The sequence below is a fragment of the Simplicispira metamorpha genome (genome assembly GCF_004341365.1).
GTDB classification, from domain to species: domain Bacteria; phylum Pseudomonadota; class Gammaproteobacteria; order Burkholderiales; family Burkholderiaceae_C; genus Simplicispira; species Simplicispira metamorpha.
The window spans coordinates 69,806-91,378 of the sequence record NZ_SLXH01000014.1; the positions used below are offsets into that span (position 1 = coordinate 69,806).

Consider the following 21,573-nt stretch of genomic DNA (forward strand, 5'->3'; position numbering starts at 1 on the left):
GCTCTACACTCGCCGCCATGTGCTCTTCTTTGTGTTCTTTGCCAGCGGCCTTGCCCCGCTGGCGCGCCCTGCTGTGGGGCGCTGCCGCTGTGTGCGCGCTGCCCGCTGCGCTGGCGCAAACCCCGCGCTCGCCCACCGTGCCCGCCACTGCGCCGCTGGCGGCATCGCCTGCTGCCAAGGCCTTGTCGGCCCCGGCCTCTGCACTGGCGCTTGCGCCCGTAGCCACGCCTTCAGGCGCCGCCACGCGCGCGCTGCCCCCCGCCGTGCAGGCCGCGCTGGCACGGGCGCAGTTGCCGCTGGATGCGCTGTCGGTGCTGGTGGTCGATGCCCAAGGTGGCGCCGCCCCGCGCCTGGCCCACCGCGTCCAGGTGCCCATGAACCCGGCCTCGGTGATGAAGCTGGTCACCACCTTTGCCGCGCTGGACGTGCTGGGGCCCGCCTATGTCTGGAACACGCCGGTCTATATCGACGGCACCGTGCAGGACGGCAGCCTGCGCGGCAACGTGTATGTGCGCGGCCAGGGCGACCCCAAGCTGGTCATGGAGCGCCTGTGGCTGCTGCTGCGGCGCCTGCAAGGCCAGGGCATCCAGGTGATCGTGGGCGACATCGTGCTCGACCGCAGCGCCTTTGCCCTGCCCGCCCACGACCCGGCGCAGTTCGACGGCGAGCCCCTGCGCCCCTACAACGCCGCCCCCGATGCCCTGCTGCTGAACTTCAAGGCCGTGGCCATGGGTTTTGTGCCCGATGCCCAGGCGGGCACGGCGCGCGTGCAGTTCGATCCGCCCCTGGCCGGGGTGCAGACGCAAACGCGCGTGCCGCTGGCGCCGCCGGGCACGGCCTGCGGTGACTGGCGCGCCAGCCTGCGCGCCGAACTGGCCGACCCCGCGCGCCTGGCCTTTTTGGGCGCGTACCCGGCCTCCTGTGGCGAACGCAGCTGGGCCGTGGCCTATGCCGACCCCGGCGCCTACGCGGCGCGCACCATCGAGGGCCTGTGGCGCGAGCTGGGCGGCAAGCTCACCGGCAGCGTGCGCTATGGGCCGGTGCCCGCCGCCTTGCAACCGGCCTTCAGCATGGCCTCGCCGCCGCTGGCCGAGGTGGTGCGCGACATCAACAAATACAGCAACAACGTCATGGCGCAGCAGCTGTTTCTGACACTGGCGCTGAACGCCCACGGCACCGCCACACCCGAGGGCGCGCGCCAGGTGTTGCAGCAGTGGTGGCGCACGCGCTTTGGCGATGCCGATATGCCCGTGGCCGACAACGGCGCGGGCCTGAGCCGCGAGGCCCGCATCAGCGCCCAGTCCCTGGGGGGCATGCTGCAAGCGGCCTGGGCCGCGCCAGTGATGCCCGAGCTGCTGGCATCGCTGCCCATTGCCGGTGTCGATGGCACGCTGCGGCGCAGCCAGAGCCGCGCCGCAGGCAGCGCCCACCTCAAAACCGGCAGCCTGCGCGATGTGTCGGCGCTGGCGGGCTATGTGCATGGCGCCAGCGGGCGCCGCTACGTGCTGGTGGCCATGGCCAACCACGCCAATGCGCTGGCCGCCCGCCCCGCCTGGGACGCCCTGGTGGACTGGGCCGCGCGCGACCAGTGAGGCACAGCGCCCCCCGTGCCCACCCGTTTCAGTGGCTGATAATGGGGTTAAATTGGCCTCCAAGCCTTGCTGGGTGTGCGCAAGCAGCTATCAATTTTGTATTCGTTCGGCCTGCCCTTGCCGCATGGCTGGTCTTGGCCTACCGCTGGCATTGCCCACTGGTCAGCGGTGGCGGGGCCGGTTAAGATTTTTTCTGGCCCCTGTGCCGTCCGGCACTTTCTTCATCCACACCCAGGATTTATCCCATGACCAAACCCTTTCCCCTCGCACGCTGGGCCTTGCCCGTGCTGGCCGCTGCCGCCCTGGCCGCCTGCGGCGGTAGCGACGAGCCGCGCTACACCAGCATGGTGAACTTTGGCGACAGCCTCAGCGATGTGGGCAGCTACCGCGTTGGCAGCGTGGCCGCGCTGGGGGGCGGCAAGTTCACCGTCAACGGCCCCAACGGCCTGAACTGGACAGAGCACTTGGCGCAGCGCCTGGAGGTGGCCGCCCCTTGTGCCGCGCAAACCGGGTTGCTGCCCAACGTGCCCGGCCTGGTCGGCGCACCCGTCACCAGCGTGGGTGGTTGCCAGAACTACGCCCAGGGCGGTGCCCGCGTCACCAGCCCGGTGGGGCCGCACAGCGTGGCGTTGCAGAACGCACCGTTCTTTCGCGCCACCATCGGCATGACCGCCACGCCAGTGCAGACGCAAATTACCACCCACCTGTCGCGCACGGGCGGCAGCTTCAGCGGCACTGAGCTGGTCACGGTGATGGCGGGCGCCAACGATTTGTTCATGAACCTCAATGCCGTGGCAGCCGCCGCGCAAGGTGGCAACGCTGCCGTGGGCGCCGCCCTGGCCGCCGGTTGGAGTGAGGCTGCCCAGACCGCCGTGGCCGCCGGGGGCGCGGGCGCCGTGGATGCCGCCGCCGCTGCCGCCGTGCAGAACATGGCGCAGGCAGGCGCTGCCCTGGCCACCCTGGTGCGCCAGCAGGTGCTGGCCAAGGGCGCCGGTCAGGTGCTGGTGGCCAACGTACCCGATGTGGGCAACACACCGCTGGCCCTGGAGCGCGATGCCGCCACGCGCCAGCTCATCACCACCCTGGCCGTCACCTTCAACACCCAGTTGCAGACCGGGCTGCAAGGCGCCTCCGTGGTCTGGGCCGATGTGTTTGCCCGGGGCCGCGAGCAAGTGGCTGCACCCGCCCGTTTTGGCCTGACCAACATCACCGGCATGGCGTGCAGCACCGACGTGGCGCTCAACCCGCTGGGCGGCAGCTCTTTGGCCTGCACCCAGCGCAGCACCACCGCCGCCGACACCGACGGCTACCTGTATGCCGATGACGTACACCCCACCCCCCGGGGCAACCGCCTGATTGCCGATTACGTGATCGAGCGCCTGGACAGCGCAGGCGCGCTCTGAGCTTTACCGCCGCCGTGACCGGCGGCTGAACGCAAAAAAGGACGTGGGGTACACGTCCTTTTTTGTGGGCGGCGCGCGTGCTTACCAGCGTGCGCGCAGCTTGTCGTAGGCGTAGGTGCCCAGCTGGCGGTGGGCCGAGGGCGTCAGGTACACCGCATCGGCAAACACGTAGCGGTCTGCGTCGGCGCCTGGCAGCAAAGTGGCCGAGGTACACAGGGCCGAATTGACCTGCCCCTGCCCGATGCCAATGCCGTTGCCCGCGTCCACCGAGGTACACACCGGCGTGGTTGCGTTGTTGAACGAGAACGACGAGGGTGTCGACTCGTACAGGTTCACGTAATAGGCCGCATCCACGTACAGCACATGCTGGCTCAGGTCGTTGAGGGCCACCAGCAGGGCTTCATTGAAGCGGCTGCTGGCCTGGCTGAGCAAAGCCTCCTGGCCGATGGACTTGGCCCAGGGCGTTTTGCCCAGGTCGTAGGTGCCCGTGACGGCGATGTGCGAGGCACCTGCCGCCACCAGCCGGCGCACCTGCGCGGCCAGTGCCTGGCCGTTCAGGCGGGCGTTGGCCACAAACTGGTCGGGCGTCTGGGTGCCAGCGCGCACGGCAGCCATGCCGACAATCAGGTCGCTGATGCCGCCGTTGAGCAGCAGCAGATCGTTGGGCTTGGGCGTGCCCATGGCCAGAAACCGGTCGACCTGCTCGGTGATGGTGGGGGTTGTTGCATTGCCCGCAGCATCAGGGTGCTGGGCAATGCGCGTGTTGCCCTCGGCAAAGCTGACCAGGCCGCCGGTGGCAGAGCCGCTTTTTTGGTAGTGGTCCAGCAACTGCAGCGTCCAGTTGTTGACAGTGCCGTTGTTGACGGTGTAGCGCTGCTCGCGCACAAAGCTGTAGCCATCGCCAAAGGTGATCAGCTGCTCGGGCTTGAGGGCCGACTCGATGCTGCTGGAGCCGCAGGCCGCCAGCAGTGCGGCCGACGCACATGCGGCGACCAGGGCGGTGCGGCGCATCCAATTTGCTGCCATGTTGTGTTCTCCGGTGTTGTGGGGGGTCAGTTTAACGAGGCGGGTGTGGCGATGGCGGGCGCTGCTCAGGCGGCGGCGCGTTGCAGCCGGTCGCGCACGCCTTCCCAGTCGGGGGTGTCGGGCGGGGTCTCGATCCAGATCAGGCGCACGCCCGCGTCGTCAAAGCTGCGCAGGGCGGCAAACAGCTCGGTGGCGGCGGTGGCCGCATCGGCGGGCATGCGCCGCAGCAGCACGCCGCTGCTGGCGCTGTGCAGGCCGGTGCGGGCATACACCGCCAGGTGCGCGGCGTCACTGCCCAGCACGTCCAGCCCCGCTTGCAGTGCCTTGGCATCCATCAGCCGCACCTTGGCGCTGGGTGCATAGTGCGTCAAAAGTGTGCCTGAGGCGCGCGGGGTATGCGCTGGTAGCTCCTCTTTTGATAGTGGACGCAGGCCGCAGGCGGCGGCGATCTGGTCGCGCGTGATGGCGCCAGGGCGCAAGAGCACGGGCACGCCGCGCGTGCAGTCGATGATGGTCGATTCGATGCCCACGGCGCAGGCGCCGCCATCGAGCACCAGCAGCGCGTCGCCCAGCTCGGCCTGCACATGCGCGGCGGTGGTGGGGCTGACGCGGCCAAAGCGGTTGGCGCTGGGCGCGGCCACGCCCCACACGGGCTCGCCGCCCAGGGCCGGGTCGCTGCTGGCGCAGGCGCGCAGCAGGGCCTGGGCCACCGGGTGCGCCGGGCAGCGCAGGCCCACGCTGCCCTGCCCGCCGGTGGCCGCAGTGGCCACACCCGCCAGGCGCGGCAGGATGAGCGTGAGCGGGCCGGGCCAGAAGGCATCGACCAGCGCCTGCGCAAACGCGGGCACCTCGCGGGCAAAGTGGGCAATGCCGCTGGCGTCGGCCACATGCACGATCAACGGGTGGTCGCTGGGGCGGCCTTTGGCGGCAAAGATTTGCGCCACGGCAGCGTCGTTGCCTGCGTCGGCGGCCAGGCCATACACGGTTTCGGTGGGCAGGCCGACCAGCGCACCCGCGCGCAGGGCGCGGGCGGCCGCAGTGATGGAAGCGGGCAGGGTGCCGTCAACAACCATGGCGGCCTCAGAACGGCGCAATGCCCAGCAGCGCAGCCGCTTGCAGCGCGGTGGCGCGTGCGGCTTCTGCCGTGGCGGCGGTGATGTTCAGGTGGCCCATCTTGCGCCCGTGCTTGGCCTGCGTTTTGCCGTACAAGTGCAGGTGGGTGCCGGGCAATGCCAGCACCTGATCCCAGGGCGGCGTGTGCGCTACATCGCCATGGGCAAACCACAAATCGCCCAGCAGGTTGAGCATGACGGCGGCACTGTGCTGGCGCGGCTGCACCAGCGGCAGGCCCGCGAGGGCGCGCACTTGCAGCTCGAACTGCGAGACGTCGCAGGCGTTCTGGCTGTAGTGGCCGCTGTTGTGCGGGCGCGGTGCAATCTCGTTGACCACCAGACTGCCGTCTTGCAGCACAAAAAATTCCACGCACAGCACGCCCACGTAGTGCAGGCCGGTTGCTATCGATTTGGCAGCTGCTACCGCTTGCTGCGCAAGGGCTGGAGGCAGATTTTGTTCATACACCTCGGTCACGGCCAGGATGCCGTTGCGGTGCAAATTGCGCTGCACCGGCAGGTTGACCACGCTGCCATCGGCGCCGCGCGCCACGATGACCGAGCACTCCAGCGCCAGCGGCAGCATTTTTTCCAGTACGCAGGGCACCTGGCCGACCGAGTCCCAGGCAGCGGCCAGCTCGGCGGGCGTGGCCACGCGCACCTGGCCTTTGCCGTCGTAGCCCATGCGGGCGGTTTTGAGGATGCCGGGCAGCAAATCGCCGGAGATGGCAGCCAGTTGCGCGGCCGTCTCGATCACCGCATACGGCGCGCAGGGCACGCCGCAGCGCACAAAGTGGGCTTTTTCCTGGGCGCGGTCTTGCGCCACGGCCACGGCGCGCGCCGCTGGGGCCACGGGGCACTGCCCGGCCAGCGCCGCCAGCGAGGCGGCGGGCACGTTCTCGAACTCGGTGGTCACGGCGTCGCTCAGCGCGGCCAGGCGCGCCAGGCCGTCGGGGTCTTCGTAGCCGGTCTGGATGTGGTGGTGGCTGACCAGCCCGGCGGGGCTGACCGGATCGGGGTCGAGCACCACGGTGAAGTAACCCATGGCCTGCGCCGCGTGCGCAAACATGCGGCCCAACTGGCCGCCGCCCAGCACGCCCAGCGTGGCGCCGGGCAGCAATACGGACTGCGCCGGGGCACTGCCGGTGGCCGGGGCGGGAGCGCCTTCGGTGGGCGGGACAAGGTGCAAAGAGGGGGTGTGATCGGTCATGCCGTTGCTGTCCAGTGGTGCCCGTTATGCCGCAGGCGGCAGGGCCATGTTGCGCGCTACCTCGGTTTGCGCGGCGCGGAAGGCATCGAGCCGCTGGCGCAGCGCCGGGTTCTCATTGGCCAGCAGGGCCACGGCAAACAGCGCCGCGTTGGCCGCGCCCGCCGTGCCAATCGCAAACGTGGCCACCGGAATGCCCTTGGGCATTTGCACGATGCTGTGCAGCGAATCGACGCCTTGCAGGTGGCGGCTGGCCACCGGCACGCCCAGCACCGGCACCGTGGTCTTGGCGGCGATCATGCCCGGCAGGTGGGCGGCGCCGCCCGCACCGGCAATGATGGCTTTCAGGCCCCGGCCCGCAGCCGCTTCGGCATAGGCAAACATGTCGTCAGGCATGCGGTGCGCTGAAACCACCCGCGCCTCGTGCGGGATGTCGAATTGCTGGAGAATCTGCACTGCGTGCTGCATGGTGTCCCAGTCGCTGCTGGAGCCCATGACCACACCGATCTGGATGGGGTTCATAGTGTGTGGAGAGCGGTGCGCCATGCTGGCCGCTGGCCGCCAAAGTGTGAACCCGCGATTTTACTTTTTGCCACCCACCCCCGTTCCCTCCCATTCCCTCCATCGCCAGGAAGCTTGAGCCATGATTGACATCACCCTCGAAAATTTTGAAGCCGAAGTGCTGCAAGCGTCCATGCAGGCGCCGGTGCTGCTGGACATCTGGGCGCCCTGGTGCGGCCCCTGCAAGCAACTGGGGCCGGTGCTGGAAAAGCTCGAAACCGACTACGCCGGGCGCTTCATCCTGGCCAAGCTCGATGCCGACCAGGTGCCGCAAATTGCCGGTCAGCTGTCGCAAATGCTGGGCGTGCGCAGCATCCCGCTGTGCGTGCTGTTCCACCAGGGCCAGCCGGTCGATGGCTTTACCGGCGCGCTGCCCGAGGCCGAGGTGCGCGCCTTTCTTGACAAACATGTGCCCAGCGCCGCCGAGGCCGAGGCGCAAGTCGAAGAAGAACAAGCCCTGGACGCCCTGGCCGAGGGCGACACCGACACCGCCCTGGAAAAACTCCAGCACGCCGTGGCCGCCGACCCGGCCAACGACGACGCCCGCTTCGATTACGTCAAGCTGCTCTTGCAACTGGGCCGCGAAGACGACGCCAAAGTCGCCTTTGCCCCGGTGATTGCCAAGGCGGGCACCTCGCGCAAGCTGGGCGCGCTGAAGGCGTGGATGGATGCTCTTGATTTTGTAGCTAATAGCGCAAGTGGCGCGGGCGCTGGGGCCGAATTTGATGCCAAAATTGCCGCCAACAAGCGCGATTTTGACGCCCGCTTGGGCCGCGCCCGCTGGCTCATCGCCCAGCAGCGCTGGCAAGACGCCATGGACGAGCTGCTCGAAATCCTGATGCGCGACAAAGCCTGGAGCGACGAGGCCGCGCGCAAGCTGTACGTGGCCATCCTCGAAATCATCGAGCCGCCCAAGGTGAAAGTGGCCGACGGCCAGATCCCGCCCGAAGACCCGCTGGTGGCCACCTACCGCCGCCGCCTGTCCAGCGTGGTGCTGAGCTGACCGCGCCACCTTCCGCTTGTCCATGCAAAAAGGCCCCGAGGGGCAATGCCAGTCAGTTAAGCAAAGTCGAAGCTGAGTTGGTCTAAAAAGGGAACGTGTTCAATACGTTCCCTTTTTTGTTTTGCCGAGCCTGCTACAAAACACTTTGCATGAGACGTTGGAGGCGCTGCCTGCCAACGGAATGGCCGAATTGAGCGCACTACTCGATCCGGTCTGGATAGAGCAAGCCCTTGAGGCGACGGGCAAGGCCTCCATACGCCGACGCAAGCTGCCTGCCGAGCATGCCGTGTGGCTGGTGATTGGCCTGGCGCTGTTTCGCCGCATGCCCCTGTGGCAGGTGGTGCAGCAAATGGCACTGACGCTTGACGGCAAGGACATACCCGCTCCCAGCGCCAGCGTGCAGGCCCGCCAACGGCTGGGGCCTGAGTCCATGGCGCATTTGTTTACCTTGCTCACCAAGGCCTGGGGCCGTGCCCATGAGGTGCAAGCAGGGCAAATGCGCGTGCTGGCGGTCGATGGCGTGGTGTGGTCGGCCCCCGATAGCACGCACAACCGCCAGGAACTGGGCAGCGGCCAGACGCAATACGGCCCCCAGCCTTGGCCCATGGTGCGCGCCGTGTGCTTGCTCGACACCGATAGCCATGAGTTGCTCGACGCCCAACTGGGGGACTACGGCCATGGCGAGTTGACGCTGGCCGCTGGCCTGCAAGGCCTGGATCACTCGATCACCTTGTTCGACCGCGCCTACTTCAGTGCTGCATTCCTGCTGGACTGGCAGCAGGCTGGTCAGCAGCGCCATTGGCTCATGCGCGCCAGGGACAAGCTGCGCTACGAGGTCGTGCAAACCTTGGGGGAAGGCGATTGGCTGATCCGCATGCCCGTCTCGCCCCGTGCCCGGCAACTGCGCCCCGAACTGTCCAGCCATTGGCAGGCCCGGCTGGTTCAGGTACACGCTGGCGGCAAGATCAGGCGTTTCATCACTTCGATGCTCGAGCCTCACCGGTTTGCCGCAATGGAGCTGGCGCAGTTGTACCGCCAGCGCTGGGAGATTGAACTGGGGTTTCGGGATATCAAGCAGTCATTGCAGCAAGGCCAAGCGGTGCTGCGCAGCAAGCAGCCCGAGTTGGTCAAGCAAGAGGTTTGGGGCGTGCTTATCGCCTACACGCTGCTGCGCCGATGGATGCGCCTGATGGCCCAGCACGCGGGTGTCGAGCCTGCCCGCATCAGCTTCCACACGGCGCGCCATGCCATCGTGGGGGCGATCAACACGGTGCATCTGGCGCGCGCGGGAGCTGTGCCAGAGCTGCTGCTGCGACTGCTTGCGCAGGCCCAGCACTTCGTGCTCCCGCCTCGTCGAACCGGGCGCTCCTTCCCGCGCGAGGTCAAACGATCCACACGCAGCAAGTACCCTCCGAAAAAATGCCAGTCAGCGGTTAACTGACTGGCATTGCCCCGAGGGGCCTTTTGCTTTGGGCGGGTGGCGTTCAGCCCGTCAGCCGTTCCAGCGCCTCGCGGTACTTGGCGGCGGTCTTTTCGATCACGTCCTGCGGCAGGCGCGGTGCGGGGGCGGTTTTGTCCCAGGGCTTGCCGCCCACCTTGGCTTGCTCCAGCCAGTCGCGCACAAACTGCTTGTCGTAGCTGGGCGGGTTCTCGCCTTGGGCCAGGGCGTCGGCGTAGCCTTCCACAGGCCAGTAGCGCGAGCTGTCGGGGGTGAGCACTTCATCCATCAGCACCAGCGTGCCATCAGGCGCCAGGCCGAACTCGAACTTGGTGTCGGCAATGATCATGCCCTTGGTCAGGGCGATTTCAGCGGCGGCCTTGTAGATGGCGATGCTCAGGTCGCGGATCTTTGTGGCCAGTTCCAGGCCGATCATTTCGACCGTGCGCTCGAAGGTGATGTTCTCGTCGTGCTCGCCCGCAGCGGCCTTGGCGGCGGGGGTGTAGATGGGCTCGGGCAGCTTGGCCGCGTTGGTCAGCCCTTCGGGCAGGGGTACGCCGCACACCGCACGCGATTCTTGGTACTCCTTCCAGCCGCTGCCTGCCAGGTAGCCGCGCACCACCGCCTCGACGGGAATGGGTTGCAGGCGCTGCACCAGCATGGAGCGGCCACGCACCTGCGCGGCCTCGGCGGGGCTGACCACGCTCTCGGGGGCCTCGCCGGTGAGGTGATTGGGGCAGATGTGGCCCAGCTTGTCGAACCAGAACAGCGCCATCTGCGTCAGCAACTCGCCCTTGCCGGGGATGGGCTCGCCCATGATCACGTCAAACGCCGAGAGCCGGTCGCTGGCCACCATCAGGATGCGGTCAGTGCCCACGGCGTAGTTGTCGCGCACCTTGCCGCGCGCCAGCAGCGGCAGCGAGGTCAGGGCAGAGGTGTGCAGGGCAGGGGAGCTGGGCTGGGTCATGGTCTGGCAGGTGGGAAATCAGGTGGCGCCCGGGGGCGCGAAATGGACGAAGGTGCAAAGCGCACGAAGGCCGGGGCCGCCGCACGGCAAAGCCCGCCATTGTGCGCACTTTTTCAGGTGCGCGCGAGGGGGTATTTTTACCCCGTGGCGCCATGGCGTTATGGCGTTGCTTTTCGCCGCAGGCAGGCGCATAGTGAAAGCGCGTCAACGCGTTTTTTTCGGGTTCTCGCGGGTTGCCTTCAGAAGTAAAGGCGGCTTTTTTCTCACCGTGAACGACAGGAGACTTTCCTATGAATTTGACGATCAGCGGCCACCATCTGGACGTGACGCCTGCCTTGCGCAACTACGTCACCACCAAGCTCGATCGGATCACCCGCCACTTTGATCAGGTGGTGGGCGTCAAGGTGTTGTTGTCGGTTGAAAACCAGAAAGAAAAGGAAAAGCGCCAGCACGCCGAGTGCAGTGTGCGCGTCAAAGGAAGTGACCTGTTTGCCGAGTCGGCCCATGAGGATTTGTACGCCGCAGTCGATGAGCTGGTCGATAAACTTGATCGGCAAGTGGTGCGCCACAAGAACCGTTTGCAAGACCACCACGCTGAGGCCCGCCGTCGGCTCAATGACTGAGTGTGCCTTGTGCTTCATCCACCATCCCAGCAAACCGCCCACGGGCGGTTTTTTCCTGCCACGCGCAGCGCAAAAAGCCTTGGCAAGGCGGTGCATAATCAGCGCCAAACCATGAATCGCCTTTCTTCCATCCTGCCTGCGGCGCAAGTCCTCGTGGGCGTAGACGCCACCAGCAAAAAGCGCGCCTTTGAAGAGGCCGGGCTGTTGTTTGAGAGCCTGCATGGCTTGTCGCGCGCCTTGATCACCGACAGCCTTTTTGCGCGCGAGCGCCTTGGCTCCACCGGGTTGGGCCATGGCGTGGCCATTCCGCATGGCCGCATCAAGGGGCTCAAGTCGCCCATGGCGGCGGTGTTCCAGCTGGAGCGCCCGATTGGCTTTGATGCACCCGATGAGCAGCCCGTGGGTTTGCTGATCTTTTTGCTGGTGCCCGAGGCCGCAACGCAAAAACACCTGGAAATCCTCTCGGAAATCGCCGAGCTGCTCAGTGATGCGGTGCTGCGCGAAACGATCAAGACCTGCCCTGACGCCGTGGCGTTGCACGGTCTGATTGCCCGTTGGCAATCTACCCAGACCATCTGACCCTTTGACCATCGCAGCGCCGTGAAACCCAACGTTGTCAGCGCCGATGCCCTGTTTGAAGAGTTTCGCATCCACCTGAAATGGGAGTGGGTGGCAGGGCTGGGCGCTTCCGAGCGCCGTTTTGACGAGGTCGCGGTGCGTTCTGCACGCTCCGGGGCCGATCTGGTCGGGTATTTGAATTACATCCACCCCTACCGCGTCCAGATTCTGGGCGAGCGCGAGGTGGCCTACCTCACCAACGCTACTACTGAGGATTGCCAGCGCCGCATTGCGCGCATCGTCACGCTGGAGCCACCGGTGCTGGTGCTGGCCGATGGCCAGGGCGCCCCCGAGGCGTTGCTGCAAATGTGCGAGCGCGCGCAAATCCCCATGTTTGCCACGCGCGAGTCGTCAGCTTTTGTGATTGATGTGCTGCGCGCTTACCTGTCCAAGCATTTTGCCGATCGCACCACCATGCACGGTGTGTTCATGGACATTCTGGGCTTGGGCGTGCTGATCACTGGCGAGTCGGGCCTGGGCAAGAGCGAGCTGGGGCTGGAGCTGATTTCGCGCGGCAACGGACTGGTAGCCGATGATGCGGTGGATTTGTACCGCATCAACCAGACCACCATTGAGGGCAAATGCCCCGATTTGTTGCAAAACCTGCTTGAAGTGCGCGGGATCGGCCTGCTGGACATCCGTGCCATTTTTGGTGAGACCGCCGTGCGGCGCAAGATGCGCCTCAAGCTCATCGTGCACCTGGTGCGCAAAGAAACCATGGAGCGCGAGTACGAGCGCATGCCCTATGAGCCGCTCACCCAGGATGTACTGGGCGTACCCGTGCTGAAGGCGGTGATCCAGGTGGTGGCAGGGCGCAACATTGCTGTGTTGGTCGAGGCGGCGGTGCGCAACACCATTTTGCAACTGCGCGGTATTGATACCTACCAGGAGTTTGTCGAGCGCCACCGCCGTGCCATGGAGCAGAGCGGCTGAGTCATTGGCAGCGCCTAGCGAGGTGGGCGCGCAGCGCAGGTAGCGCACTGCCCATACAGCGCCATGGCGTGGTCATGCACGACCCAGCCTTTGTTTTTAGCCACCAGCTGCTGGCGCTTTTCGATCTCGGCGTCGTAAAACTCTTCGACCTTGCCGCAAGAAGTGCAGACAAAGTGGTCGTGGTGGCTACCCTGATCCAGCTCGTACACCGCCTTGCCGCTTTCAAAATTGCTGCGCATCAGCAAGCCGGCCTGCTCAAACTGCGTCAGTACGCGGTACACCGTGGCCAGGCCGACGTCGGATCGCTCTTCCAGCAGCACGCGGAACACATCTTCGGCCGTCATGTGGCGCTGTCCGCCCTTCTGGAAAATTTCAAGAATCTTCAGGCGTGGCAACGTGGCCTTCAGGCCGGTGTTCTTCAGTTCATCAATGTTCGTCATGGCATGTTTTTTCGTGCGTCAACCAGTGCGCCAGGGGCCTGTGGGTCAGCCGCTACTACAATGAAACGATCATAGCCCTATGCCTTTGCCCATGTTCGCCCAAGTCCATTGCAGCGCCCGTTTGGGGCTTTTCGTGTTGTTGGGTGCCAGTTTGGCGGCCTGTGGCAGCCTTGATGGCGCCACAGACCGCTTGGCTAGCGTCGTCACGCCCTACAAGATTGACGTGGTGCAGGGCAACTTTGTCTCGCGCGAGCAAGTGCAGGCGCTGCAACCGGGCATGGGGCGCCAGCAAGTGCGCGACATTCTGGGCACCCCCTTGATCACCAGCTTGTTCCACGCCGACCGCTGGGAGTATGTTTTTACGCTTAAGCGCCCGGGCACGCCAGTGCAGACACGCAAGCTCACGGTGTACTTCCAGGGCGATACGTTCGAGCGCTTCGAGGGCGATGAAATGCCCTCTGAAAGCGAATTCGTGGCCACCCTGGAGAAAAACAAACCCCAGCGTGCCGTGCCCGTGCTGGAGGCCACCGAGGCCCAGCTGGCGCGCTTTCCTGCACCGTCCCCGAAGCCTGAAGCTGCGCCCGCGCTGCCCCAGTCAGCGCCCGCTACCAGCTACCCACCGCTGGAATCCCCAGGGCGCTGAGTCCTGATTTTTTCCTGCCGCTACTGCTGCGGCGCATTTTTCCGTACAAAAACGACATGACCGCTACGACCTCTTCTGCCCCCTGTGTGGCACCTTACCGTGTGGCTGTTGCCGGTGCCAGCGGTCGCATGGGCCGCATGCTCATTGAGGCACTGCGTGCCAGCGACGATTGTGTGCTCAGCGGCGCGCTGGACATCCCTGATAGCCCCGCCATCGGCACCGATGCCACGGCTTTTCTGGGCCACACCAGCGGCGTCACCATCACCAGCGACCTGCGCGCTGGCCTGGCCAACGCCGATGTGCTGATCGACTTCACCCGCCCCGAGGGCACGCTGGCGCATTTGCAGGTGTGTGCCGAGCTGGGCGTCAAGGCCGTCATCGGCACGACAGGATTTACGCCAGCGCAAAAAACCGAAATCACTGCGCTGGCGCAGCGCACCGCTTTGGTCATGGCGCCCAACATGAGCGTGGGCGTCAACGTCACGCTGAAACTGCTGGAGATGGCGGCCAAGGCGCTGTCCACCGGCTACGACATTGAAATCATCGAGGCGCACCACCGCCACAAGGTCGATGCCCCCTCGGGCACCGCCCTGAAAATGGGTGAAGTCATTGCCGATGCCCTGGGGCGCGACCTGAAAGAGTGCGCCGTGTACGGGCGCGAGGGTGTGACGGGCGAGCGCGATCCTTCCACCATCGGTTTTGCCACTGTCCGCGGCGGCGATATCGTGGGCGACCACACCGTGCTGTTTGCCGGCACCGGCGAGCGCATCGAGATCACGCACAAGTCCTCCAGCCGCGCTACCTACGCCCAGGGCAGCCTGCGCGCCGTGCGCTTTTTGCACGCCCAGAAAACCGGCATGTTCGACATGTTCGACGTGCTCGGCCTGAACTGATCTGGCACCCCCATGGGCTTGCTGCACTGGCTGCGCCAAGGCGATGTGGTGGCACAGGCCACGGCGCTGTTGCTGCTGGCCATGTCGGTGGCCAGCTGGGTGGTGATTGCCTGGAAGGCGCTGCTCATGCGCCGCGCTCACGCGGACGTGGCCCGCTGCATGGCGGCGTTCTGGCAGGCGCCCCATCTGGAGGAGGCCCGTCGGCAGGTGGCCGTTTTTGACCGCGAAACCCTGGTGCTGCCGCTGGTGGCAGCGGCCCACGGGGTAGCGCAGGCACTGCCCGGCCCTGCGGTATCGGCACCCTCTACGGCCACCTTGGCGCAGGCGGGCAGCGTTGGCCAGCAACTCACGCGGGTGCTGCGCGATGCTCTGCACGCGGTGCTGGGCAAGCTGCAATGGGGCCAGGTGATGCTGGCCACCGTGGGCTCCACGGCGCCGTTTGTGGGGCTGCTGGGCACCGTGTGGGGCATCTACCACGCGCTCACGGCCATTGCCAGTGCGGGTCAGATCACCATCGATAAAGTGGCTGGCCCCGTGGGCGAGGCCCTCATCATGACCGCCGCCGGCCTGGCCGTGGCCATTCCGGCGGTGCTGGCCTACAACGTATTTGGCCGCCTGCTCGGGCGCATCGAGGCCGACCTCGAAGGCTTTGCCCGTGACCTGCGCGAACTGGTGCTGGACGCCGCCGCAACAGCAGCAGCGTCTGCGCCCTGAGAGAGCACACCTGCCATGGCTTTTGGCCGCCTGGAGCGCACCACCGCGCCGCAGCCCCTGAGCGACATCAACATGACGCCGCTCATTGATGTGATGTTGGTGCTGGTGGTCATCTTCATTCTCACCGCGCCGCTGCTGGCCAGTGCCATCCGGCTGGAGCTGCCGCGCACGGCAGGCGCCGCGCCGGGCAGTGCGGCGCAGTCCGTCACCGTCGTGCTGGACAAGGCCGGACAGGTGTTTGTGGATGGTGTGCCGCTCACGCAGGATGCCCTGGCCCAGCACCTGCAAGGCATCGCTGCCGCACAGCCTGGCACCGAGGTGCAACTGCGCGCCGATGCTGCCGTGCCGTATGGCCGCGTGGTCGAGATCATGGGCGCTGCCCACCAGGCCGGGCTGATGCGCATCGGCTTTGTGGCCGAACCCTCGTCGCCAGCCACCGGCTCGCCAGCGCCCTGAACGCAGGCGCTGCGGTGCCAGCGCCTAAAATCCCCGCCAGCGCAGCGGTTTGCGGCTGCATCTCACCTTTTCTCCGGGCTCCCATGCAAGACAAATACCAACACACCGAGGTCGAGCGCGCCGCGCAAGACCACTGGACGGCCAACGACGCCTACCGCGTGACGGAAGACCAGAACAAGAAGAAGTTCTACGCCTGCTCCATGCTGCCCTACCCCAGCGGCAAGCTGCACATGGGCCATGTGCGCAACTACACCATCAACGACATGCTCACGCGCCAGCTGCGCATGAACGGCTACAACGTGCTCATGCCCATGGGCTGGGATGCCTTTGGCCTGCCCGCTGAAAACGCCGCCATGAAAAACGGCGTGCCACCCGCGCAGTGGACGTACGACAACATCGCCTACATGAAAAAGCAGATGCAGGCGATGGGGCTGGCCGTGGACTGGAGCCGCGAGATCACCACCTGCGACCCCGATTACTACCGCTGGAACCAGTGGCTGTTTTTGAAGATGCTGGAAAAAGGCATCGCCTACCGCAAGACCCAGACCGTCAACTGGGACCCGGTCGATCAAACCGTGCTGGCCAATGAGCAGGTCATCGACGGCAAGGGCTGGCGTACCGGCGCCACCGTGGAAAAGCGCGAAATCCCCGGCTACTACCTGAAGATCACCGACTACGCCGAAGAGCTGCTGGCCAACGTTGCTGGCGACAAAATGCCCGGTTGGCCCGAGCGCGTGAAGTTGATGCAGGAAAACTGGATCGGCAAGAGCGAGGGCGTGCGCTTTGCTTTCCCGCACGACATCCTGGGCGATGATGGCCAGCTCATCGGCGGCGGCAAGCTGTACGTGTTCACCACCCGCGCCGACACCCTCATGGGCGCCACCTTCTGCGCTGTGGCCCCCGAGCACCCGCTGGCCGCGCACGCCGCGCGCACCAACCACCGCCTGGCCGAGTTCATTGCCGAGTGCCAGCACGGCGGCACCACCGAGGCCGAACTGGCCACGCAAGAAAAGAAAGGCATGTCCGCCGACCTGTTCGTCAACCACCCCATCACCGGCGACCCGGTGGAAGTGTGGGTGGGCAACTACGTGCTGATGGGCTACGGCGACGGCGCCGTCATGGGCGTGCCCGCGCACGACGAGCGCGACTTTGCCTTTGCCCTGCAATACGGCCTGGAAATCAAACAGGTGGTGCATGTCGATGGCCAGACCTTTGACTACCTGCAATGGCAGGACTGGTACGCCGACAAGGAAAACGGCGTCACCATCAACTCCGACAGCTTCAGCGGCCTGGGCTACCAAGAGGCCGTCAACGCCGTCACCCATGCCCTGGAAAAACTCGGCCTGGGCGAGAAAAAGACCACCTGGCGCCTGCGCGACTGGGGCGTTTCGCGCCAGCGCTACTGGGGCACGCCCATCCCCATCATCCACTGCGATGAACACGGCGCCGTGCCTGTGCCGGAAAAAGACCTGCCCGTGGTGCTGCCGCAAGACTGCATCCCCGACGGCTCGGGCAACCCGCTGCACAAGCACGAAGGCTTCCATGCGGGCGTGACCTGCCCGGTGTGCGGCAAGCCTGCCCGGCGCGAAACCGACACCATGGACACCTTTGTCGATAGCTCGTGGTACTTCATGCGCTATTGCGACCCGAAGAACGCCGAGGCCATGGTGGGCGCGGGCGCCGACTACTGGATGCCCATGGACCAGTACATCGGCGGTATCGAGCACGCCATCCTGCACTTGCTGTACGCGCGTTTCTGGACGAAGGTGATGCGCGACCTGGGCCTGGTCAAGGTGGACGAGCCCTTCACCAAGCTGCTCACCCAAGGCATGGTGCTCAACCACATCTACTCGCGCCGCACCGACAAGGGCGGCAAAGAGTATTTCTGGCCACATGACGTGGAGCACGTGCTGGACGACGCGGGCAAAGTCATCGGTGCCAAGCTGAAAAACGCCGTGGACAGCGGTGGTGTGATGCTGCCCGTGGGCACGCCCATCGACTACGAGGGCGTGGGCACCATGTCCAAGTCGAAAAACAACGGCATCGACCCGCAAGAGCTGATCGAAAAATACGGCGCCGACACCGCGCGCCTGTACACCATGTTCACCGCGCCGCCCGAGGCCACGCTGGAGTGGAACGACGCGGCCGTCGAAGGCAGCTACCGCTTTCTGCGCCGGGTATGGAACTTCGGCGTCAAGCTGTCTGCTATCGATAGCGTAGCTGCCAGCGCAAGTGTGGCGGGCGCTAGCGGCCTGAAAGACGTTGAATTTGGCAAAGAGGCCAAGGCCCTGCGGCTGGAGATCCACACCGTGCTCAAGCAGGTGGATTACGACTACCAGCGCATGCAGTACAACACCGTGGTGTCGGGTGCGATGAAGATGATCAACGCCCTCGAAGACTTCAAGGCCATGGACTGCCCTGGTGGCGCCGTGGCACTGATCGAAGGCTTTGGCATCTTGCTGCGCTGCCTGTACCCGGCCACGCCGCACATCACGCACCAACTCTGGAGCCAGTTGGGCTACGCCACGCACCTGGGCGATTTGCTGGATGCGCCCTGGCCGCAGGTCGATCCGCAGGCGCTGGTGCAGGACGAGATCGAGCTGATGCTGCAAGTCAACGGCAAGCTGCGTGGCTCGATTCTGGTGCCCGCCCAGGCCGACAAGGCGCAGATCGAGGCGCTGGCGCTGGCCAGCGAAGCCTTCACCAAGCAGGCTGCGGGTGCCGCGCCCAAGAAGGTGATCGTGGTGCCTGGCCGCCTCGTCAACGTGGTGGTCTGAGCATGGCCCGCCGCCCCGCAACCTTTTTTGCTGCTGGCGATAGCGCTGGCCCCGCAGCCTCTGCTGTGCCCGCGCCGGTGGGCCGTGGCGCGGCGGACGTGGGGGCCACCGCTGGTGCGGCTGTCGCCACGGCAGGTGCGGGCGCTGGCCTGCGCCGGCGCGCTTGGCTGGCACTGTGGCCAGCGCCGCTGGTGTTGGCAGGCTGTGGTTTTCGGCTGCGGGGGGCGCCGGAGTTTGCTTTTCGCTCGCTCTACATTGCAGCGGCGGGCGGCTCCCCGCTGGCACGCGAGCTGCAACGCACCCTGGAGAGCTCTGGCGGCGAACTGGTGGTGCTGCGCGATGCCGCCCAGTTGCCCCAGGCCGAGGCGGTGCTGGATTTGCTGGCCGAGCAGCACGAGCGCAGCGTGGTCGGCCTGAACGCCTCAGGCCAGGTGCGTGAATTGCAATTGCGCCTGCGCATCAAATTCCGGCTGCGCGGCCCCAACGGCCAAGAGTTGTTGCCCGAAACCGAGCTGCTGCAAACGCGCGACATCAGCTACAGCGAAACCATCGCCCTGGCCAAAGAGGCCGAAGAAGCGCTGCTTTACCGCAGCATGCAGACCGACCTGGTGCAGCAGCTCATGCGCCGCCTGGCGGCGGTGCGCCCGGCGCCCTAGCCCTGCGCCATGCACATCGCCCTGAACCAGCTCACCGCGCACCTGGCCAAAGGCCTGCGCCCGCTCTACACCCTGCACGGCGACGAGCCTTTGTTGCAGCAAGAGGCGGCCGATGCCATCCGCGTCGCCGCCCGCGCCCAGGGCTATACCGAGCGCACCACGTTTGTGGTGGCGGGCGCGCACTTTGACTGGAGCGCGGTGCTGGCCGCCGGGGGCTCCTTGAGCCTGTTTGCCGACAAGCAGATCGTCGAAATCCGCGTTCCCTCGGGCAAGCCGGGCAAAGACGGCAGCGCTGCGTTGCAGCACATCGCGCAGGCGGCGGCGGGCAACGACAGCACGCTCACGCTGGTGCTGCTGCCGCGCCTGGACAAGGCCACCAAAACCGGCGCCTGGTTTGCCGCACTGGAAAACAACGGCGCCACGGTGCAGATCGACCCCATCGAGCGCGCCCAGCTCCCGGCCTGGATTGCCCAGCGCCTGGCCGCGCAGGGCCAGCGCGTGGTGGCGGGCGAGGAAGGCCAGCGCACACTCACCTTTTTTGCCGACCGCGTGGAAGGCAACCTGCTGGCCGCGCACCAAGAGATTCAAAAGCTGGCGCTGCTCTACCCACCGGGCGAACTGGGCTGGGCGCAGGTCGAGGCGGCGGTGCTCAACGTGGCGCGCTACGACGTGTTCAAACTGTCCGAGGCGGTGCTGGCGGGCCAGGTGCTGCGTGTGCAGCGCATGCTCGACGGCTTGCAGGCCGAGGGCGAGGCCGCCGTGCTGGTGCATTGGGCGCTGGCCGAAGACATCCGCGCCTTGAAGCGCGTGAAAGACGCCATGGTTGCGGGCAAACCGCTGCCCATGGCCCTGCGCGAAAACCGCGTCTGGGGCGCCAAAGAGCGCTTGTTCGAGCGCATCCTGCCCCGCGCCAGCGATGCCCAATTGGCACGCCTGCTGCAATCGGCGCACCTGGTGGACGGCATCGTCAAAGGGCTGAAGGTGCCCGATTGGCCCCAGGAGCCCTGGCAGGCACTGCAACGGCTGGCGCTGCAATTGGGCAAAGTGGCCATGGCCGGGCGCTGACCTGCCCAACCTGCGCCGTTCTGCCAGAATTGCGCCCATGAACGCCCTCAACGTCACCGACTACATGCAGACCCTCGGTTTGCAGGCAAAAATGGCTTCGGCCCTGATGGCGCGTGCGCCAGCAGCTATCAAAAACAAAGCATTGAAGGCGCTGGCCCGGCTGCTGCGTGAGCAGACCGATGCGCTGCAAACCGACAATGCCCGCGATCTGGAGCGCGCCATCGCTGCCGGGCTGGAAGCGCCCATGGTGGATCGCCTGCGCCTGACGCCCAAGGTGCTGGAAACCTGCGCCCAGGGCTGCGAGCAACTGGCCGCCATGCCCGACGTGATTGGCGAAATCATCGGCATGAAACAGCAGCCCAGCGGCATCCGCGTGGGCCAGATGCGCGTGCCGATTGGCGTGTTCGGCATGATTTACGAGAGCCGCCCCAACGTCACCATCGAGGCCGCCTCCTTGAGCATCAAGAGCGGCAACGCCTGCATTTTGCGTGGCGGCTCCGAGGCGATTGACTCCAACAAGGCGCTGGCCAAGCTGGTGCAGCAGGCGCTGGCCGAAGCGGGCCTGCCGCAAGAGGCGGTGCAACTGGTGCAGACCACCGACCGCGAGGCCGTGGGCCAGCTCATCGCCATGCCCGCGTTTGTCGATGTGATCATTCCGCGCGGCGGCAAGGGCCTGATCGAGCGCATCAGCCGCGATGCCAAGGTGCCCGTCATCAAGCACCTGGACGGCAACTGCCACACCTATGTGGACGACCCCTGCGACATCGCCCTGGCCGTGCGCGTGACCGACAACGCCAAGACCAGCAAGTACAGCCCCTGCAACGCCACCGAGAGCCTGCTGGTGGCGCGCGGCGTGGCTGCCGAATTTTTGCCGCAGATTGGCGCCATTTTTGCCGCCAAGGGCGTGGAGATGCGCTGCGATGCCGAGGCGGCACAGATTTTGCGGTCAAATCAGCCTCTAACGCCCGCTGGTCAAGCGCCAGTAGCTATCGAATCAGGAGCGATTGTGGCGGCGCTGCGCATTGTCAATGCCACCGAATCCGACTGGTCGGAGGAGTACCTGGCGCCCGTGATCAGCATCAAGGTGGTGGCCGGGCTGGATGAGGCGATTGCGCACATCAACCATTATTCGAGCCACCACACCGAGGCCATCCTCACCACCCACCACGTCCACGCGCAGCGCTTTTTGCGCGAGGTCGATTCCAGCAGCGTCATGGTCAACACCAGCACGCGCTTTGCCGATGGCTTTGAGTACGGCCTGGGCGCGGAAATCGGCATCAGCACCGACAAGTTCCATGCGCGCGGCCCGGTGGGCATCGAGGGCCTGACCTCGCTCAAGTACGTGGTGCTGGGCGAGGGCGAAGTGCGCGGCTAGCCGCACCCGGGCGCGCATCTGAGGGTTTGCCGCCACAGTCGCGCTGTAACACCTTGACGCACTGCGCGCGCCTG

21 protein-coding genes are annotated in these 21,573 nt (G+C 66.0%); 15 read left to right on the top strand and 6 right to left on the bottom strand.

Annotation, left to right across the window (positions count from 1 at the left end; all coding sequences use genetic code 11):
• The first annotated feature begins 17 nt into the window (after window positions 1-17).
• Window positions 18-1,592, top strand: a complete 1,575-nt coding sequence (dacB, locus tag EV674_RS09165; protein WP_119014550.1) for a D-alanyl-D-alanine carboxypeptidase/D-alanyl-D-alanine endopeptidase — start codon at window positions 18-20, stop codon at window positions 1,590-1,592.
• Window positions 1,593-1,837: 245 nt separating this feature from the next.
• Complete coding sequence (locus EV674_RS09170; protein WP_119014545.1) at window positions 1,838-2,995, top strand: SGNH/GDSL hydrolase family protein; 1,158 nt, start codon at window positions 1,838-1,840, stop codon at window positions 2,993-2,995.
• Window positions 2,996-3,076: 81 nt separating this feature from the next.
• Here EV674_RS09170 and EV674_RS09175 read toward each other — a convergent pair whose 3' ends face one another.
• The 4 genes from EV674_RS09175 to purE all read right to left on the bottom strand — a co-directional run bounded on the left by EV674_RS09175 (window position 3,077) and on the right by purE (window position 6,859).
• Entirely contained in the window at window positions 3,077-4,021 is a 945-nt protein-coding gene (locus EV674_RS09175; protein WP_119014544.1) for an SGNH/GDSL hydrolase family protein, read from the bottom strand.
• A gap of 65 nt (window positions 4,022-4,086) precedes the next feature.
• Window positions 4,087-5,094 carry an L-threonylcarbamoyladenylate synthase gene (locus EV674_RS09180; RefSeq protein WP_119014543.1) on the bottom strand — a complete coding sequence of 336 codons (1,008 nt, stop codon included), beginning with the start codon at window positions 5,092-5,094 and terminating at the stop codon, window positions 4,087-4,089.
• Window positions 5,095-5,101: 7 nt separating this feature from the next.
• Window positions 5,102-6,340, bottom strand: a complete 1,239-nt coding sequence (locus EV674_RS09185) for a 5-(carboxyamino)imidazole ribonucleotide synthase (protein WP_119014542.1) — start codon at window positions 6,338-6,340, stop codon at window positions 5,102-5,104.
• 24 nt (window positions 6,341-6,364) lie between these two features.
• Window positions 6,365-6,859 (bottom strand): 5-(carboxyamino)imidazole ribonucleotide mutase, encoded by a 495-nt coding sequence (purE, locus tag EV674_RS09190; protein WP_119014541.1) that lies wholly within the window; start codon window positions 6,857-6,859, stop codon window positions 6,365-6,367.
• Window positions 6,860-6,980: 121 nt separating this feature from the next.
• Here purE and EV674_RS09195 point away from each other — a divergent pair, with 121 nt between their 5' ends.
• Both EV674_RS09195 and EV674_RS09200 read left to right on the top strand, forming a co-directional pair.
• Window positions 6,981-7,901, top strand: coding sequence for a tetratricopeptide repeat protein (locus EV674_RS09195; RefSeq protein ID WP_119014540.1), 921 nt, complete (start codon window positions 6,981-6,983; stop codon window positions 7,899-7,901).
• A gap of 181 nt (window positions 7,902-8,082) precedes the next feature.
• Window positions 8,083-9,342 carry an IS4 family transposase gene (locus EV674_RS09200; protein ID WP_119014549.1) on the top strand — a complete coding sequence of 420 codons (1,260 nt, stop codon included), beginning with the start codon at window positions 8,083-8,085 and terminating at the stop codon, window positions 9,340-9,342.
• Between the two features lie 43 nt (window positions 9,343-9,385).
• Here EV674_RS09200 and EV674_RS09205 read toward each other — a convergent pair whose 3' ends face one another.
• On the bottom strand, window positions 9,386-10,306 hold the full coding sequence (locus EV674_RS09205) for a phosphoribosylaminoimidazolesuccinocarboxamide synthase (protein WP_119014539.1): 921 nt from the start codon (window positions 10,304-10,306) through the stop codon (window positions 9,386-9,388).
• Window positions 10,307-10,596: 290 nt separating this feature from the next.
• On the opposite strand from EV674_RS09205, the gene hpf reads away from it, so the two are divergent.
• The 3 genes from hpf to hprK all read left to right on the top strand — a co-directional run bounded on the left by hpf (window position 10,597) and on the right by hprK (window position 12,480).
• Window positions 10,597-10,929 carry a ribosome hibernation-promoting factor, HPF/YfiA family gene (hpf, locus tag EV674_RS09210; protein WP_119014538.1) on the top strand — a complete coding sequence of 111 codons (333 nt, stop codon included), beginning with the start codon at window positions 10,597-10,599 and terminating at the stop codon, window positions 10,927-10,929.
• 111 nt (window positions 10,930-11,040) lie between these two features.
• Window positions 11,041-11,508: a PTS sugar transporter subunit IIA gene (locus EV674_RS09215; protein ID WP_119014537.1), complete on the top strand. Its 468-nt coding sequence runs from the start codon at window positions 11,041-11,043 to the stop codon at window positions 11,506-11,508.
• A gap of 21 nt (window positions 11,509-11,529) precedes the next feature.
• Window positions 11,530-12,480, top strand: coding sequence for an HPr(Ser) kinase/phosphatase (gene hprK / locus EV674_RS09220; protein ID WP_119014536.1), 951 nt, complete (start codon window positions 11,530-11,532; stop codon window positions 12,478-12,480).
• Window positions 12,481-12,494: 14 nt separating this feature from the next.
• Here hprK and fur read toward each other — a convergent pair whose 3' ends face one another.
• On the bottom strand, window positions 12,495-12,920 hold the full coding sequence (fur, locus tag EV674_RS09225; protein WP_119014535.1) for a ferric iron uptake transcriptional regulator: 426 nt from the start codon (window positions 12,918-12,920) through the stop codon (window positions 12,495-12,497).
• A 79-nt stretch (window positions 12,921-12,999) separates the two neighbouring features.
• Here fur and EV674_RS09230 point away from each other — a divergent pair, with 79 nt between their 5' ends.
• From EV674_RS09230 to EV674_RS09265, 8 genes are all read left to right on the top strand, one after another.
• Window positions 13,000-13,563, top strand: coding sequence for an outer membrane protein assembly factor BamE (locus tag EV674_RS09230; RefSeq protein WP_119014534.1), 564 nt, complete (start codon window positions 13,000-13,002; stop codon window positions 13,561-13,563).
• A gap of 56 nt (window positions 13,564-13,619) precedes the next feature.
• Window positions 13,620-14,456 carry a 4-hydroxy-tetrahydrodipicolinate reductase gene (gene dapB / locus EV674_RS09235; RefSeq protein ID WP_119014533.1) on the top strand — a complete coding sequence of 279 codons (837 nt, stop codon included), beginning with the start codon at window positions 13,620-13,622 and terminating at the stop codon, window positions 14,454-14,456.
• A gap of 12 nt (window positions 14,457-14,468) precedes the next feature.
• Window positions 14,469-15,170 carry a MotA/TolQ/ExbB proton channel family protein gene (locus tag EV674_RS09240; RefSeq protein WP_119014532.1) on the top strand — a complete coding sequence of 234 codons (702 nt, stop codon included), beginning with the start codon at window positions 14,469-14,471 and terminating at the stop codon, window positions 15,168-15,170.
• A 15-nt stretch (window positions 15,171-15,185) separates the two neighbouring features.
• Window positions 15,186-15,626, top strand: a complete 441-nt coding sequence (locus EV674_RS09245; RefSeq protein ID WP_119014531.1) for an ExbD/TolR family protein — start codon at window positions 15,186-15,188, stop codon at window positions 15,624-15,626.
• Between the two features lie 83 nt (window positions 15,627-15,709).
• On the top strand, window positions 15,710-18,403 hold the full coding sequence (gene leuS / locus EV674_RS09250) for a leucine--tRNA ligase (RefSeq protein WP_119014530.1): 2,694 nt from the start codon (window positions 15,710-15,712) through the stop codon (window positions 18,401-18,403).
• Between the two features lie 149 nt (window positions 18,404-18,552).
• A complete protein-coding gene (locus tag EV674_RS09255; RefSeq protein WP_119014548.1) occupies window positions 18,553-19,059 on the top strand; it encodes an LPS-assembly lipoprotein LptE in 507 nt (168 codons plus the stop codon).
• Between the two features lie 9 nt (window positions 19,060-19,068).
• Window positions 19,069-20,124 (top strand): DNA polymerase III subunit delta, encoded by a 1,056-nt coding sequence (holA, locus tag EV674_RS09260; RefSeq protein ID WP_119014529.1) that lies wholly within the window; start codon window positions 19,069-19,071, stop codon window positions 20,122-20,124.
• Window positions 20,125-20,161: 37 nt separating this feature from the next.
• The gene (locus tag EV674_RS09265) at window positions 20,162-21,499 is read left to right on the top strand and encodes a glutamate-5-semialdehyde dehydrogenase (RefSeq protein ID WP_119014528.1); all 1,338 of its coding nucleotides are present in this window, start codon (window positions 20,162-20,164) and stop codon (window positions 21,497-21,499) included.
• Window positions 21,500-21,573 lie beyond the last annotated feature (74 nt).

What these genes read in the sequence shown, in the direction of transcription:
- EV674_RS09180 (WP_119014543.1), bottom strand. Translation starts at nt 5,094, where the DNA reads ATGGTTGTTGACGGCACCCTGCCCGCTTCCATCACTGCGGCCGCCCGC.
- fur (WP_119014535.1), bottom strand. Translation starts at nt 12,920, where the DNA reads ATGACGAACATTGATGAACTGAAGAACACCGGCCTGAAGGCCACGTTG.
- EV674_RS09185 (WP_119014542.1), bottom strand. Translation starts at nt 6,340, where the DNA reads ATGACCGATCACACCCCCTCTTTGCACCTTGTCCCGCCCACCGAAGGC.
- holA (WP_119014529.1), top strand. Translation starts at nt 19,069, where the DNA reads ATGCACATCGCCCTGAACCAGCTCACCGCGCACCTGGCCAAAGGCCTG.
- EV674_RS09175 (WP_119014544.1), bottom strand. Translation starts at nt 4,021, where the DNA reads ATGGCAGCAAATTGGATGCGCCGCACCGCCCTGGTCGCCGCATGTGCG.
- EV674_RS09265 (WP_119014528.1), top strand. Translation starts at nt 20,162, where the DNA reads ATGAACGCCCTCAACGTCACCGACTACATGCAGACCCTCGGTTTGCAG.
- purE (WP_119014541.1), bottom strand. Translation starts at nt 6,859, where the DNA reads ATGAACCCCATCCAGATCGGTGTGGTCATGGGCTCCAGCAGCGACTGG.
- dapB (WP_119014533.1), top strand. Translation starts at nt 13,620, where the DNA reads ATGACCGCTACGACCTCTTCTGCCCCCTGTGTGGCACCTTACCGTGTG.
- EV674_RS09230 (WP_119014534.1), top strand. Translation starts at nt 13,000, where the DNA reads ATGCCTTTGCCCATGTTCGCCCAAGTCCATTGCAGCGCCCGTTTGGGG.
- EV674_RS09245 (WP_119014531.1), top strand. Translation starts at nt 15,186, where the DNA reads ATGGCTTTTGGCCGCCTGGAGCGCACCACCGCGCCGCAGCCCCTGAGC.
- EV674_RS09215 (WP_119014537.1), top strand. Translation starts at nt 11,041, where the DNA reads ATGAATCGCCTTTCTTCCATCCTGCCTGCGGCGCAAGTCCTCGTGGGC.
- EV674_RS09170 (WP_119014545.1), top strand. Translation starts at nt 1,838, where the DNA reads ATGACCAAACCCTTTCCCCTCGCACGCTGGGCCTTGCCCGTGCTGGCC.
- EV674_RS09200 (WP_119014549.1), top strand. Translation starts at nt 8,083, where the DNA reads ATGGCCGAATTGAGCGCACTACTCGATCCGGTCTGGATAGAGCAAGCC.
- EV674_RS09205 (WP_119014539.1), bottom strand. Translation starts at nt 10,306, where the DNA reads ATGACCCAGCCCAGCTCCCCTGCCCTGCACACCTCTGCCCTGACCTCG.
- dacB (WP_119014550.1), top strand. Translation starts at nt 18, where the DNA reads ATGTGCTCTTCTTTGTGTTCTTTGCCAGCGGCCTTGCCCCGCTGGCGC.
- EV674_RS09240 (WP_119014532.1), top strand. Translation starts at nt 14,469, where the DNA reads ATGGGCTTGCTGCACTGGCTGCGCCAAGGCGATGTGGTGGCACAGGCC.
- hpf (WP_119014538.1), top strand. Translation starts at nt 10,597, where the DNA reads ATGAATTTGACGATCAGCGGCCACCATCTGGACGTGACGCCTGCCTTG.
- leuS (WP_119014530.1), top strand. Translation starts at nt 15,710, where the DNA reads ATGCAAGACAAATACCAACACACCGAGGTCGAGCGCGCCGCGCAAGAC.
- EV674_RS09195 (WP_119014540.1), top strand. Translation starts at nt 6,981, where the DNA reads ATGATTGACATCACCCTCGAAAATTTTGAAGCCGAAGTGCTGCAAGCG.